This is a genomic window from Paenibacillus agricola, from assembly GCF_011440305.1.
Lineage (GTDB): Bacteria > Bacillota > Bacilli > Paenibacillales > NBRC-103111 > Paenibacillus_S > Paenibacillus_S agricola.
The window spans coordinates 163864-177406 of record NZ_JAAOIW010000002.1 but is presented as its reverse complement, the minus strand read 5'-3'; the positions used below and the strand labels follow the sequence as shown (position 1 = coordinate 177406).

The 13543-nt window shown below is 46.1% G+C and carries 14 protein-coding genes; 10 read left to right on the top strand and 4 right to left on the bottom strand.

Translation table 11 applies throughout. From position 1 onward, the window contains the following. The first annotated feature begins 54 nt into the window (after positions 1 to 54). The 4 genes from thrS (at position 55) to G9U52_RS05235 (ending at position 3569) form a co-directional block, all read left to right on the top strand. Positions 55 to 1992, top strand: a complete 1938-nt coding sequence (gene thrS / locus G9U52_RS05245) for a threonine--tRNA ligase (protein ID WP_166147004.1) — start codon at positions 55 to 57, stop codon at positions 1990 to 1992. A 136-nt stretch (positions 1993 to 2128) separates the two neighbouring features. After that, positions 2129 to 2785 (top strand): 3D domain-containing protein, encoded by a 657-nt coding sequence (locus G9U52_RS05240; RefSeq protein ID WP_166147002.1) that lies wholly within the window; start codon positions 2129 to 2131, stop codon positions 2783 to 2785. A gap of 82 nt (positions 2786 to 2867) precedes the next feature. Further along, entirely contained in the window at positions 2868 to 3002 is a 135-nt protein-coding gene (locus G9U52_RS40800; RefSeq protein WP_279538553.1) for a hypothetical protein, read from the top strand. Between the two features lie 225 nt (positions 3003 to 3227). Further along, positions 3228 to 3569, top strand: a complete 342-nt coding sequence (locus tag G9U52_RS05235; protein ID WP_166147000.1) for a hypothetical protein — start codon at positions 3228 to 3230, stop codon at positions 3567 to 3569. Positions 3570 to 3814: 245 nt separating this feature from the next. Here G9U52_RS05235 and G9U52_RS05230 read toward each other — a convergent pair whose 3' ends face one another. After that, positions 3815 to 5107: an ammonium transporter gene (locus G9U52_RS05230; protein ID WP_166146998.1), complete on the bottom strand. Its 1293-nt coding sequence runs from the start codon at positions 5105 to 5107 to the stop codon at positions 3815 to 3817. 308 nt (positions 5108 to 5415) lie between these two features. Here G9U52_RS05230 and G9U52_RS05225 point away from each other — a divergent pair, with 308 nt between their 5' ends. Beyond that, a complete protein-coding gene (locus G9U52_RS05225) occupies positions 5416 to 5829 on the top strand; it encodes a YugN family protein (RefSeq protein ID WP_166146996.1) in 414 nt (137 codons plus the stop codon). A 240-nt stretch (positions 5830 to 6069) separates the two neighbouring features. On the opposite strand, the gene G9U52_RS05220 is transcribed toward G9U52_RS05225, so the two are convergent. After that, entirely contained in the window at positions 6070 to 7017 is a 948-nt protein-coding gene (locus G9U52_RS05220; RefSeq protein WP_166146994.1) for a helix-turn-helix transcriptional regulator, read from the bottom strand. Positions 7018 to 7141: 124 nt separating this feature from the next. Here G9U52_RS05220 and G9U52_RS05215 point away from each other — a divergent pair, with 124 nt between their 5' ends. Next, positions 7142 to 7564, top strand: a complete 423-nt coding sequence (locus G9U52_RS05215; RefSeq protein WP_166148121.1) for a VOC family protein — start codon at positions 7142 to 7144, stop codon at positions 7562 to 7564. Between the two features lie 278 nt (positions 7565 to 7842). On the opposite strand, the gene G9U52_RS05210 is transcribed toward G9U52_RS05215, so the two are convergent. Together G9U52_RS05210 and G9U52_RS40795 are read right to left on the bottom strand one after the other, a co-directional pair. Next, positions 7843 to 8187 carry a hypothetical protein gene (locus G9U52_RS05210; protein ID WP_166146992.1) on the bottom strand — a complete coding sequence of 115 codons (345 nt, stop codon included), beginning with the start codon at positions 8185 to 8187 and terminating at the stop codon, positions 7843 to 7845. Then, positions 8188 to 8313, bottom strand: a complete 126-nt coding sequence (locus tag G9U52_RS40795; protein ID WP_279538552.1) for a hypothetical protein — start codon at positions 8311 to 8313, stop codon at positions 8188 to 8190. It lies immediately after the preceding gene. A 217-nt stretch (positions 8314 to 8530) separates the two neighbouring features. Between G9U52_RS40795 and G9U52_RS05205 the strand changes: the two genes are divergently transcribed. From G9U52_RS05205 to G9U52_RS05190, 4 genes are all read left to right on the top strand, one after another. Then, positions 8531 to 10078 carry a S1C family serine protease gene (locus G9U52_RS05205; protein ID WP_243767155.1) on the top strand — a complete coding sequence of 516 codons (1548 nt, stop codon included), beginning with the start codon at positions 8531 to 8533 and terminating at the stop codon, positions 10076 to 10078. 177 nt (positions 10079 to 10255) lie between these two features. Further along, on the top strand, positions 10256 to 10948 hold the full coding sequence (locus tag G9U52_RS05200; RefSeq protein WP_166146988.1) for a response regulator transcription factor: 693 nt from the start codon (positions 10256 to 10258) through the stop codon (positions 10946 to 10948). A 1-nt stretch (position 10949) separates the two neighbouring features. Further along, positions 10950 to 12476 (top strand): sensor histidine kinase, encoded by a 1527-nt coding sequence (locus G9U52_RS05195; protein WP_166146985.1) that lies wholly within the window; start codon positions 10950 to 10952, stop codon positions 12474 to 12476. 24 nt (positions 12477 to 12500) lie between these two features. Then, positions 12501 to 13460, top strand: coding sequence for a 4-hydroxy-3-methylbut-2-enyl diphosphate reductase (locus G9U52_RS05190; RefSeq protein WP_166146983.1), 960 nt, complete (start codon positions 12501 to 12503; stop codon positions 13458 to 13460). Positions 13461 to 13543 lie beyond the last annotated feature (83 nt).

The following is a 13543-nucleotide window of genomic DNA, read 5'->3' as shown; positions in this document are numbered from 1 at the left end:
CAAGTGGATGCTTACGCAGTAAGTTTCTGCGAAAACTATTAGGAGGTCAATAACATGGTAAAGGTAACCTTTCCAGATGGAGCAGTAAGGGAATACGAGCAAGGGACTACCATTGAAGATGTCGCGGGCTCGATCAGCTCGGGCTTGAAGAAAAATGCCGTAATCGGAAAAATCGACGGCAAAGCGGTTGATTTGAACACGCCAATTATGCAGGATGCAGCGTTAGAAATTATTATGCTGGATAGTGAAAGTGGCTTGGAGGTATACCGCCACAGCACTGCCCATTTGATGGCACAGGCGATTAAGCGGATTTATGGAGATAAAGCCGTCAAGCTGGGTATTGGTCCAGTTATTGAGGATGGCTTTTACTACGACATCGATTTGGAAACGCCGCTAACACCTGAGGATCTCACCAAGATTGAGAAGATGATGGAAAAGGTTGCGCAAGAGAACTTCCCGATACGCCGCCGCGAGGTCAGCCGTGAGGAAGCCTTGCGTATATTTACCGAGCTGGAGGATCCGTTAAAGCTGGAGCTGATCAACGATTTGCCGGAGGACGTCGTGCTTACGATTTATGACCAAGGCGAATTTTTTGACTTATGCCGTGGACCGCATTTGCCATCGACTGGGCGTATCAAAGCCTTTAAGCTGCTAAGCGTAGCAGGTGCTTATTGGCGCGGAGATGCCAAGAACAAAATGCTGCAACGTATTTATGGAACTGCCTTCCTGAAAAAGGCGGATTTGGACGAGCATCTGCATCTGTTGGAGGAAGCCAAGAAGCGCGACCATCGCAAGCTTGGAAGAGAATTGAAAATGTTCACCTTCTCACGTGAGGTGGGCCAAGGATTACCTTTGTGGCTGCCTCATGGAGCCAAGCTGCGCCGCACTATGGAACGTTATATTGTGGATTTGGAGGAGCGTCTCGGCTATCAACACGTCTATACACCCATATTAGCTAGCGTGGAATTGTACAAAACCTCTGGGCACTGGGAGCATTACCAGGAGGATATGTTCCCGAAGATGGTTATGGACAACGAGGAGCTTGTGCTTCGTCCGATGAACTGCCCGCATCATATGATGATTTATAAAAGCGACATGCGCAGCTACCGCGATTTGCCTGTACGTGTAGCTGAGCTCGGGATGATGCACCGTTACGAAATGTCGGGAGCATTGACAGGGCTGCACCGGGTACGTGGGATGACTTTGAATGATGCCCATATCTTTTGCCGTCCTGACCAGATTAAAGAAGAATTTGGCCGCGTTATTCAGCTAATTCGCCAAGTATATGACGATTTTGGCATTAAAGAATACCGCTTCCGCTTGTCCTATCGCGATCCTAAGGATACAGAAAAATATTTCCCTGATGATGCGATGTGGGAGATGTCCCAGCGGATGCTCAAAGAGGTAGTAGAGGAATTACAAATTCCTTATTATGAGGCCGAAGGCGAAGCCGCTTTCTACGGACCGAAGGTCGATGTTCAAATAAAAACCGTATTGAAAAAGGAAGAAACACTCGGTACCGTTCAGCTTGATTTCCTGCTGCCTGAGCGTTTCCAGCTGGAGTACGTTGGCGACGATGGCCAGAAGCACCGTCCGGTAGTTATCCATCGCGGCATTATTTCGACTATGGAGCGAATGACTGCATACTTGCTTGAAAATTTCGCCGGCGCCCTGCCGACTTGGCTCTCACCCGTTCAAGCTAAGGTGATCCCGGTGTCGACTGCTTTTGAGGCTTATGCCAAAGAAGTGGCAGAAAAGCTGCAGCTAGCGGGTGTGCGTGTTGAATCCGACCTGCGCAACGAAAAGCTGGGCTACAAAATCCGCGAGGCGCAGCTGGAGAAAATCCCGTATATGCTCGTTGTAGGCGAGAATGAAATGAACAGCTCCAGTGTGTCCGTCCGCAAGCGCGGCGCAGGTGACTTGGGCATACAAAGCCTGGACAGCGTTGTAGCGATGATCGAAGAAGCCATCCGAACAAAAGTTATTGATTAACTCCACGAAATAAACCTTGAATAAAAGCAGGCAGCCTCCTTCTTTATGGAAGCTGCCTGCTTTTTGTATAGGCTATTATGTATAGAACTTGGTGATTTTGGAAAACCTCTTTTACTAAGGGGTGGTAGACTCAAGTATGTTACCAAAAACGGTAAGTCATGTGAAATGGATATGCTTTATGCTCATTTTGCTGGCGATGTCCATAAACGTATTGAAAGATCAACAATCAAGCTTCTTGAACAACAAGGTTGTAGGGGAAGATCAAGCTTTGGCTTCGCTCCAACCAAGTTCGGTACCCGCACAGACGATTGCTCCGCCAGCTGCGAATAACGAGCCATCAGCAATAGAGGCCAAACCAGTGGTGTCGATGGATTATAGTGCAATCCCTAACCTCCAGAATGATTTGTCCAAATACACGGCTGTTGAGGTAGTGGCAACGGGTTATTTTGCTGGAAAAGAATCTACTGGAAAAAACCCAGGACATCCCGAATACGGGGTGACGTTTTCTGGTATGAAGGTACAACGGAATAAGCAAGCATTGTCCACCATTGCTGCGGACCCAGCATTTTTCCCCATTGGTTCTGTGTTGTATATACCGGGCTATGGCTATGGAGTCGTGGCAGATACGGGCGGCGCGATTAAGGGCAACCGTATCGACCTCTACTTCGAGACGAAGGACCAGGTATACAAAGAATGGGGCAAAAAAACATTGCATGTATTCGTCGTGAAAAAAGGTGCCGGCAAAATTACAACGGTGATGTGGAACCAACTGGAGAGCGAGTTGCTTCTTTAATAAGATGGGTTCATCTATCTATTTCCAACATAAAAAATTGCCTTGTAACCCATACTATGGTGGTAAGGGGAGGTGATCATCCATGGCCAAAAACAAAAATAAAAATAAACAGCAACAAAATGATAATGAGTTTTCCGAGGAATTAGCGGGTACAAATGCGGAGCAGACGACGCAAAATACTGCAAAAGCAAACAAAAAACCTAAAAACAAATACTAAGAAATAGGGAACTGAAAAATAGTCTTTGTCGGAAGCCGGTGAACGATCTGCCGGCTTTTTGCTATGTATAGCCATAATTGCTGGCTTCATTGATGAAAGTATAAAATTTAGGGGTTTCCAAACCTAGTCATTTAGTGTAAAATATTATTATTGTAATGAAAGTTTACATGAAAAGACAGGTGATGTCCCATGCAGAATGCTTTGTTAACAGGGAGTTCGATTCCAGTGATACAACGAAAAGCAGCTGAGGTTTACCCCTTCTTAGAATCCTATATTGCTCGTAAGGAAGAGCAAATCGCGGAAATTGAGCAAATCATTGAGCGTTACCAAAAAAAACGACTTATGGAAGAACGAAGCTATCAAGCCATGTCATCTTTGCGCCGTATGTTTACAGGTAAAAAGCCCGATCACCACGCTGCGGTTGAGTATATTCATTATGTGAAAAGGCCGATGGTTCAAATTCGCGAGCTTCGTGCTGACGTGGAGAAGGCAAGAGCAATTATGGCTGGCAGTAACCCAAGTGACCTTATAACCATTAGTGACGATCTGCAGAAAGAGATGCTTTGATCCATTCGGGCAGCTTGTTCTTGGGAAGATTTGATATGGATATCTAAAGCTTAATTCCTTCGGGAATTAAGCTTATTTTGTTGCGTCCAACATGGCAGGTTGAAAATCTGTATGTGAAGCAAATGTAAAATAACTGCGTTTGTTCTAGAGCAAACCTACGTTGCAGCAAGCCCCAAATGTGCGTTTGCAGCATGTGCAAAGAAACTGCGGCTTAGTGGCACGCAGTTCAGGATTGAAACTTGGTATCAGCTATTTTTTAGCTTAGTCAGCTCAATAAAATCGGTGTCTTGGCTGTAAGCGGGCACTCCGTGAATGCCAACATCCAACCCTACCAGTTCTTCATCGCGTGTTACGCGAACCGGAACGACCAGCTTGATGAGCTTGAAGGCAATCCAGGTTAAACCGAAGCCCCAAACCGAGACGGTAACCAAACCAAGCGCCTGTACACCAAGCAGGCTCCAGCCGCCACCGTAAAACAAACCGCTGTAGCCTTGTCCAATGCCAGCCGTAAGCTCGGGCATGGCGAACAAGCCAACAGCCAAGGTGCCAATGCTGCCGCTAACGCCGTGCACGGCAAAAGCCCCAACGGGATCGTCGATTCGTTTGGACTCCAGGAATTCGGTCGCAAACACCATAGCGATTCCGCAAATGGCTCCAATCATAATCGCAACGATATCGCTTACAAAAGCGCAGCCTGCAGTAATTCCCACCAAGCCAGCTAAAGAGCCATTGATGACCATGGGAGGGTCAGCTTTGCGATAACGGAACATCGTAAACAGGATGCATGTCGCTCCCCCGGCAGCAGCGGATAACATCGTCGTAACAGCGATATGCCCGATCGATCCATTGGTTGCGCTTAGCGTGCTTCCTGAGTTAAAGCCGAACCACCCGAACCAAAGAATAAAAGCGCCTACCGATGCAAGCGGTAAATTGGATGGAGGGACAATGTTGGGAGTTCCATTTTCCGAAAATTTGCCCATCCGCGGCCCAATGAATACGGCAGCAGCTAAAGCGGCAAAGCCTCCCAAAGCGTGTATGACAGCAGACCCTGCAAAATCGATCATGCCGAGTTTGCTAAGCCAGCCCCCTGCACTCCAAACCCAATGCCCAGCAATGGGATAAATGATGCCGGTCATGGCAATCGTAAATAAAATATAAGCATGAAAATTGATTCGCTCCGCTACCGCGCCGGACACAATCGAGATGACAGCAATAACGAAAGCGCATTGGAATAGCCAATATGTATCATGCGAGATCGTAAGCTGGATATGTTCAAGGTCTCCCCCTAATAAAAATCCACTGGTACCAATAAAGCCGCCAACATCTTTGCCATACATCAGGGCAAAACCGAAAAAGAAAAATACAAGCGCACCAAAAGTAATATCAACAAATACTTTCATAATGATGCTTACTGCATTTTTTTGTCTGACAAAACCAGCTTCCAGCAAGGCGAAGCCGCCTTCCATCAGCAAAATCATGGCTGCTGTCAGAACAACCCATACCGTGTCTAATCCACTGGCCAAGGTGGATAAATCCATACCCTTCATCTCCTTATTTCCATATTACGAATTATCTATCGTTTCTTCGCCAACTATTATACGTTTCCAATGATAGTTATGTCAACGAATTACGTAAGATATAATGACATCGTTAGCCATTGTTCGTCGTTATGTTAGCGATAGTTGTTTGAGTGGAAGAATTTTCAAAAAACCTGCTAAAAATAGGAGCACATAATTAGGTTTGGTTACGCTCATCCTAATAGCCGATGGGTATAGAATAGGTTGAATAGCATTTTGACACAATGGGGCAATTTAATAAGGTTGGACTAGCAAAAGGAGGCATTACGATGATCCCTTTAGAATCGGGCTTAACAAATCACGAAGAAGCCTATCAACAAGTAAGCCATTATTTACATGAATTCGATTTTGCCTTGGGGGGGAATTGGGACTATGACCATGGTTATTTTGACCGCTATCTAGATGAAGCCCATCAAGTGTGGCTCCGTATCCCTTTTGAAGTCACGCATGGGGTATTGGATGGTGATACCGAATCAACGGATGCCGTTGTTTGTATTGGTACTCCTTTTATATTAAAGCATATTTACAATGACGGTTTGGATAAAGAGGCGCAATTTCATACGTACGGGGGACTTATTGACCAATTTCAGGAGCCGCTTGATAAGGATGCGCTCGTCGAGGATGAGTGGGTTACTAAGGCCAAAGAAATGCTGGGTAAGGTTGAAGCGAGTTTTCCGAGATAAAATCAAGCCCCCTTAGTCTTTAAGGGGGTTCCAGGGCACTACGTCCCTGGAACCCACAAGTTCCGTGGAGAGTGGTGGTGGGAAGGCTGTGGTAGTGGGATCGCGTCCGTCTGTGCTGCTTTGCTGGGCAAAGTACCCACAGACACGCTTAACGGAGGTGCAGGGCAAAAGTACGGGATGGTCCTGGGGCTGCTTTACTCCAGCAAAGAGTGTACGGACCAAGTCCGCAAGTTTGCATCACTAAACGTATTTGGCGATAATCTCAGCGGCTATCTGCTTTAGGTGAACAATCAATTCTGGAGGATTTTTCACTGTAGCGTCATTACCCAATCCGATGAAGAATTTTGCGAAAAACGGAATGTCAACCTTCGGAATGCCACCTTCAAGCCAACCTGAGCCATCTTTTTGAATATGCAGCTTGGGTGTTGACCATAATTCGTTTTCGCATTTCTGGACACCTTCCTTGCTTAATTCTACATACAGACTAACGTGCTCCTGTTCCATTTTTACGAAGGACTCCTTGTTTCCAAGGTGAACATGGGTCAAGTCTACCGGCTTCACGGCTGAAGTATCATAAACTGCAGAATGAATCCTGTCACAACGGAACAAACGGATTTCGCCGCGAAGAAAACAATAGGCCGGGCAGTACCACAAGCCGTTGCTTGCATAAATACCCACAGGCTGAATCTTTCTGCTTGATCTTCCTTCACGGGATTCATAATCAACGAAAATCACTTTTTGGTGAACGGCACCGTCGAGCAGAATGGCTAAATAGGGAAATTCCGAATGTCTGGGCGGGGTTACAAAATCAACCCGGTTTTTCATTTGGTCAATACGATCCCGTACGTCACCAGGCATGTAGTAATAAAATTTGCTTAGAGCCGAAGAAGTTTCCGTCTCGAATGGCAGGAAGGCATAGTGGCGCAAAGCATGGCATGCAAAAAAGATGGCGATTGCTTCTTCCTCCGTAAAGGCGATAGGAGGCAGGATTCTTTCCTTCAAAACCTGGTAACCGCCATGCGGGCCCACTTCCGAATATAAAGGAACTCCTAGCTCACTTAGTTCCTGCAAGTCCCTCAATATGGTTCTATAAGACACGCCAAATTCTTCGGCGAGCTCCTTGACAGTAAATTTACGCATTCGGTTGACGGTCATCATTAATTCCATAAGTCGTTTTGATTTGGACATGAAGTTGCTCCTGTTTTTTTATTATTGTGACAATAATTGTCACTATTATCCGCTATGATTGGAATTAAGTCCAGCTTAACGCACAGTTATATGGGCAAAAATGATTCCGAGGAGCTGTTCAATGATGGCTATACAACTGAATTCTTTTATTATGCTGAATGGAAATGCACGGGAAGCTATTGAATTTTATGAGCAGGCATTAGAAGCCAAAACTGTTTTTAAACAAACGATAGGCGAGGGTCCACAAAATCCTGAGCACCCCCTATCAGCAGAAGAAAAAGCACTCATTGCCCATTCTATTTTAAAAATAGGAGAAACGGATATTTTCGTTTCTGACCTTATCCCGGGAGAGCCCCACCAAGTAGGTAATCAAGTTTCCATCTGTATCACGACCCACGACAAGGACAAATCCCGAGAGCTTTACGAATCCTTGAAGCATGGCGGGCAGGTAAATATGCCATTAGAAGCAACTTATTTCAGCCCTGCTTATGCTATGGTAACGGACAAGTTTGGGGTAACCTTTCAAATTTTCACGAAGAGGCAATGAAGAAGCGATAAAGTAAGAAGCAAGAAATGAAGAAGTCACAATCATACAACTGAATGATGTTACCTTAAAAAGAGGCTGCCGTGGCAGTCTCTTTGCATTGTTATGAATAATTGACAAGCTGAAGCGGATGCTTTGTTTAAACGTTGGCAGGGTAAATATAAGGATTAAATCTATTAACAGGGCATCTATCTATTTGCTGAAAATCTTACTATCTTGGACGAATATATGCAGTCTTCTTCTATTATACTACCGCGCTCGTATGTAACACGCTTCGAGCCTTATCGGAAGTCTTGAATTGTTACAGAAGAAGCAGCAGGTGCTGGATATTGCCAATTAGCTAGCAAAAAGCCAAAAGCATCAACCGGTGAGAAGTAGACGTGAGTATAACCATAGGTCGCTGCGTAGTCCTTGACGCCGTGGCTGCCTCGGTCTGGGTCGATCTGCCATGTTCCTGTTCGTCCCGTGCAAACTTTTGCGGAGCAAAAGCAGCCACCGGACGCTGTGCCGTCCTTGGCTGGTGCCGAGCCCGCGCACAGGAGCCTGTCCTGCTCGGTCGCCGTTAAGCGTGTCCAAGCATCCTTTGCGCAGCAAAGCCGCCGCCGGACAAACGCGCGTACCTCCACCTAAGCCTTGCTGCGCACGTAGTCCGTTCCCCCACTAGCAGGTAGCGTGTCTGTGCGTACTTTGCGAAGCAAAGCAGCACAGACGGACGCGATCCCACCACCACAGCGCCATCGAAGCTTCCCCACCGCCGCTCTCCACAGAACTTGCGGGGTCCAGGGACGCAGTGCCCTGGAACCCCCCTTAAAGACTAAGGGGGGCTTGGGGGGATTGAAACTTGTGTGAAATTTGATAATGTGTTTTTTATTTTCCCTTAAGGTTTCTTTAAGGTTTCGAGTCCAAAATAAGGTCAAGAACAACAAATACTTAAATAATTTTAGAACCTATATGAAGGAGGTTTTTACAATGGAAGATAATAAGAACAACAACAACGAATTTATTCATAACACGAACGGTGAAGCTGGAGGTAATCCAGCTGACCCAATTAAGCAAGAACGACCATCCCACTATTATTCTTACGGCCCTTATAAATCTACTATGGCAGAAGGGGAAGTAGCAGCATCAGATACGACAGTTAATTCCAACGAAGGTACCACACCTGTAGAAGTAACGCCACCTCGTCCTGTCCGTCCTTTTTCCTACAATGGAGCTGACAGGCTGATGCAAGGGGCAAATCCTAACAACAACTGGCAGCCTGATAACCAAAGAAAAGGCTCCTCCTTAAAAAGTGTGTTTGCAGCTTTTATGGCGGGAGCGGTGCTGGTGGGCGGCTTAATGTTTGCTTCGGATCGAATGAATCTGTTCAGCAATGAGCAGGCGGCTATGAGTGGTAGCCCGGCTCCTGCAGCAACAGGCCAGACAGCAGCAGGCGCAATTGGAAATGGTGGTGTCAAAGAAGCGGCTATCGATCTAGGACGTCCAACCAATATTGCACAAATCGCTGAACAATCAGGACCGGCAGTGGTCAAGATTGAAACTAAGGTAAAAGCCAAAAGTACCAGCAGCAGCGGTGGCTTGATGGATGATCCGTTTTTTCGCCAATTTTTTGGTAATGGCGGTGGCGGGACGCAGCAGCAGCCTAGTACAGGGACGGAGCAGCTTCAGCCAGCCGGGATGGGAACAGGCTTTATTTTTGAAAAATCAGGTTATATTTTGACGAATGAGCATGTGATCGACGGTGCCGATGAAATTTGGGTAACGGTTGAAGGCTATGAAGAGCCATTTAAAGCAACATTGCTAGGCAACAGCTATGATCTGGATTTAGCCGCTTTGAAAATTGAAGGCACCAAGGAATTCCCTGCATTGCCGCTTGGTAAAGCAGAAAACACGAACGTAGGCGATTGGGTAGTGGCGATTGGTAATCCGTATGGATTTGACCACACCGTAACGGTTGGAGTTCTTAGCGCTAAGGAACGTCCGATCTCGATTCCAGATACTCAAGGCACACGGAATTACCAGCATTTATTGCAAACTGATGCATCGATCAACCCAGGTAACTCTGGCGGACCGCTGTTGAACCTGGATGGTGAAGTTATCGGGATCAATACGGCTGTAAGTGCACAAGCACAAGGCATTGGATTTGCGATTCCAACCAGTACGATCTCTGCAGTATTGGATAACTTGAAAAACAACATCAAAATCCCTAAAGAACCGGCTCCATATATTGGTGTAAAGCTGGGGGATATCGATAAGGAATGGCTAACCGAATTAAAGCTTGAAAGCACTAGCGGTGCGATCGTTTCTGAAGTGGAACGCAAAAGCCCGGGATTTGTAGCAGGTCTGAGACCTTATGATGTGATTACCGAGGTGAATGGGGCTGCTGTGAAAAACTCCCAGGAGTTGGTAGATAAAATCAAAGCGCTGAAGGTTAAAGACCAAGCTGCTTTAACCATTATGCGGGATGGCAAGAAACAAAGTATTACTGTAACGATCGGTGACCGCAACGCTGAATAAGGTTGTTAAGACTACGGCAATGGTGACCTTGAAATAGCAAGGAATGGCAAGCAGCTATTCGAAAAGCACAAACATAAGAAGCAGAGCAGAGCCATTCACTTCTGAAGCTCTGCTCTGCTTCTTTTTGTATGCTAGGTAATTCTGGTACAATGTAGGCAAAGGGCGGTGTGAATACAGATGAGAGAAAAAATATTGATTATCGATGACGATGAAAAAATTACTTCCATGCTCAAGCGTTCGCTTGCTTTTGAAGGCTATACCGTATTTACGGCGCACCATGGAATGGACGGGCTGAAGCAAATATTGGACCATGATCCGGACACGGTTATTTTGGATGTGATGATGCCTCAGCTGGATGGCTGGGAGGTTGTTCGCCGCATTCGTGAGGGCGGGGCTTCCGTGCCTGTGCTAATGCTGACTGCCAAGGATGAGATCGGCGACCGGGTCAAGGGGCTGGATTTGGGAGCCGATGATTATTTAGTTAAACCGTTTGCGTTGGAGGAGCTGCTGGCTAGAGTTCGTGTATTGCTGCGACGGAGAAATGCAGAGAAATCCGACCAACCGACGAATCGGCTACAATACCAGGATGTATTTATGGATTTGGATACACGTGAAGTGTTTCGCGGCAGCCAGCTTATTGAGCTAACGACCAAAGAATTTGACCTGCTGCATTTGTTTTTACAAAATCCGAAGCGGGTGCTATCGCGTGATGTCATTATGGAAAAAATATGGGGCTACGATTATAGTGGAGAGTCCAATGTGCTGGAAGTATATATTGCCCTCTTACGTCAAAAAACGGAGGAGTACGGGCATAAGCGAATGATCCAAACCGTTCGTGGTGCCGGTTACGTTATGAAAGGAGAGAGCTGACGTGTCCATTCGTCTGCGCCTTACATTGTGGTATACGGGGATTTTATCGGTCGTTCTTGTGATATTTGGCCTTGGTCTCTACGGGCTTTTGTACCATTATTATTTTGATACCGTGGAAGATGACTTGCAAGAGCAAGCGAAGAAGGTTTATTTGCGAATAGAGCCGCGGATTACCCCGACTTTGCGTGGGGGCATTACGCCCGACTTTGTTCTACAGGGAAAAGACATTATCAATAATACAGGAAAATATTACCAGGTTGCGAATTTTGAGAATGGAAATTTAAGCCGTTCTGAGAACTTGAGCCAGCTCAATTTGTCCTTGCCTGAATTGACAACAGCACAGAAGCAGCGTTTGGTGGAGGAAGACTTTTTTATAGAGCACGCAAAGATTGAGAACTTAAATGTGTTTATATATAACAAGGCGATTGTCCTAAAGCTGGATAATCAGTGGCAGCTGGCAGGCGTATTCCAAGCTGCAGTTTTTTTGCAGCCTGATGAGAAACTGTTTGCGTTATTGCGTAATATTTTGGTCGTTACAGCGTTAGTCACAGTGCTGTTAGCAGCATCCCTTGGCTGGTTTTTGGCGAGAAAAGCTTTACGCCCGATTGAACAGGTCATCAATGCGACCAATTTGATCGAAAAGGGAACAGATCTGCAAAATCGGATCAATTATTACGGTCCCAATGATGAAATCGGGCGCTTAACTTCAACGATTAATGGAATGCTGGGCAGGCTGCAGCGTACCTATTCGGAGTTGGAGGAAGTGAACCGAACCCAGCGGCGGTTTGTCTCTGACGCTTCCCATGAGCTTCGCACGCCTTTAACCACGATCCGAGGGAATGTAGACCTGTTGGAAAAAATGTGGAGCAAAACCGTAGCGGCAGGATTGGATCAAAATGAGCAGCAGATCGAAATGTCCATGGAAGCGATGCATGATATAGCGAGCGAGGCAGAGCGGATGTCGCGTTTGGTTAACGATTTATTGTCGCTGGCCAGAGCGGATGCCGGCTTTCAAATGACCAAAACGAATTTGGAAATTAGCACGCTTGTCGATGTTGTCATTCGCAAGGCACAGCTGCTGCCGCGCTCTGTGGAATGGTTGACGGGTGATTTAACCGTTCTTAAGGACATTCAGGTATACGGCAGCAAAGATTATTTGCAGCAATTGTTATTTATTTTTATTGAGAATGCGTTTAAATATACAGAAGAGGGCTTTGTCAAGCTGGATGCGTTGCGTACCGATGACCAGATTGGGATTCGGCTCGAGGATACCGGGATGGGAATGGATAAGGAAGAGGTGCCGTTAATTTTCGAAAGGTTTTATCGAGCTGATGTTTCCCGCGGCAAAACAGCAGGCACGGGACTTGGTTTATCGATCGCGAAGTGGATTATTGATGAGCATCATGGCTCAATTGAAGTAAAGACAACACAGGGTGAAGGAAGTGTTTTTATTATTTGGCTTCCGATTTTCCTCCTTTCGGTTCTAAAGAATTCGGATAGTTCCATAGCATCTAATAATCAGGTATAATAGTGGGGGAAGGAAGGTGCAGAAATGGACGTTATTAAAATTACTCCCCGTGGCTATTGCTATGGTGTTGTTGATGCTATGGGGCTTGCGATGCAAACAGCTAAAAATTTAAATTTGCCTAGACCTGTCTATATACTCGGGATGATTGTGCATAATGCGCATGTAACCGAATTTTTTGATAATGAGGGTGTTATTACACTTGATGGGCCCAATAGGTTGGAAATATTGGAAACCATCGAAAAGGGTACCGTCATATTTACCGCCCATGGTGTATCACCTGAGGTTCGCAAACGAGCGCGGGATAAAGGCTTGACTGTAGTGGATGCGACATGCCCGGATGTAACGAAAACCCATGATTTAATTAGAGAGAAGACGGCTGAGGGCTATCATATTATATATATTGGCAAAAAGGACCATCCGGAGCCGGAAGGTGCATTGGGTGTAGCTCCAGGCCTTGTCCATTTGATTGAGCGTATTGACGAAATCGATGCGTTAGAGCTGCCGACGGATCGAATTACGATTACGAATCAAACAACCATGAGCCAATGGGACATTAAACATATTATGAACCGCCTGTTAGAGAAGTTTCCAACTGCGGAGATTCATAATGAGATTTGTTTGGCGACCCAGGTTCGCCAGGAAGCTGTCTCCGAGCAGGCAATGGATGCCGATTTGGTTATTGTGGTTGGCGATCCGCGCAGCAACAATTCCAATCGCTTAGCCCAAGTGTCCGAGGAGATCGCTGGCGTCAAAGCCTACCGGATATCCGATATTTCTGAACTTCAGCCTGAATGGCTGCAAGGCGTTCGTCGTGTGGGCTTAACATCTGGGGCTTCAACACCTACGCCTATTACGAAGGAAGTGCTCACCTTTCTGGAAAAGTACGATCCACAGGATGAGACTACCTGGGGGCTGACACGTACCGTAAACATGAAAAAATTAATTCCTTATACGAAGGAAAGAGTAGCTTCGGGTAAATCATAAGTTCCAGTGAATGATTATTTTATTAAGCAAAAATATTGGATCTTGACGGGATTCATTTCTCGTTGTACAATTACTTTAGCGAT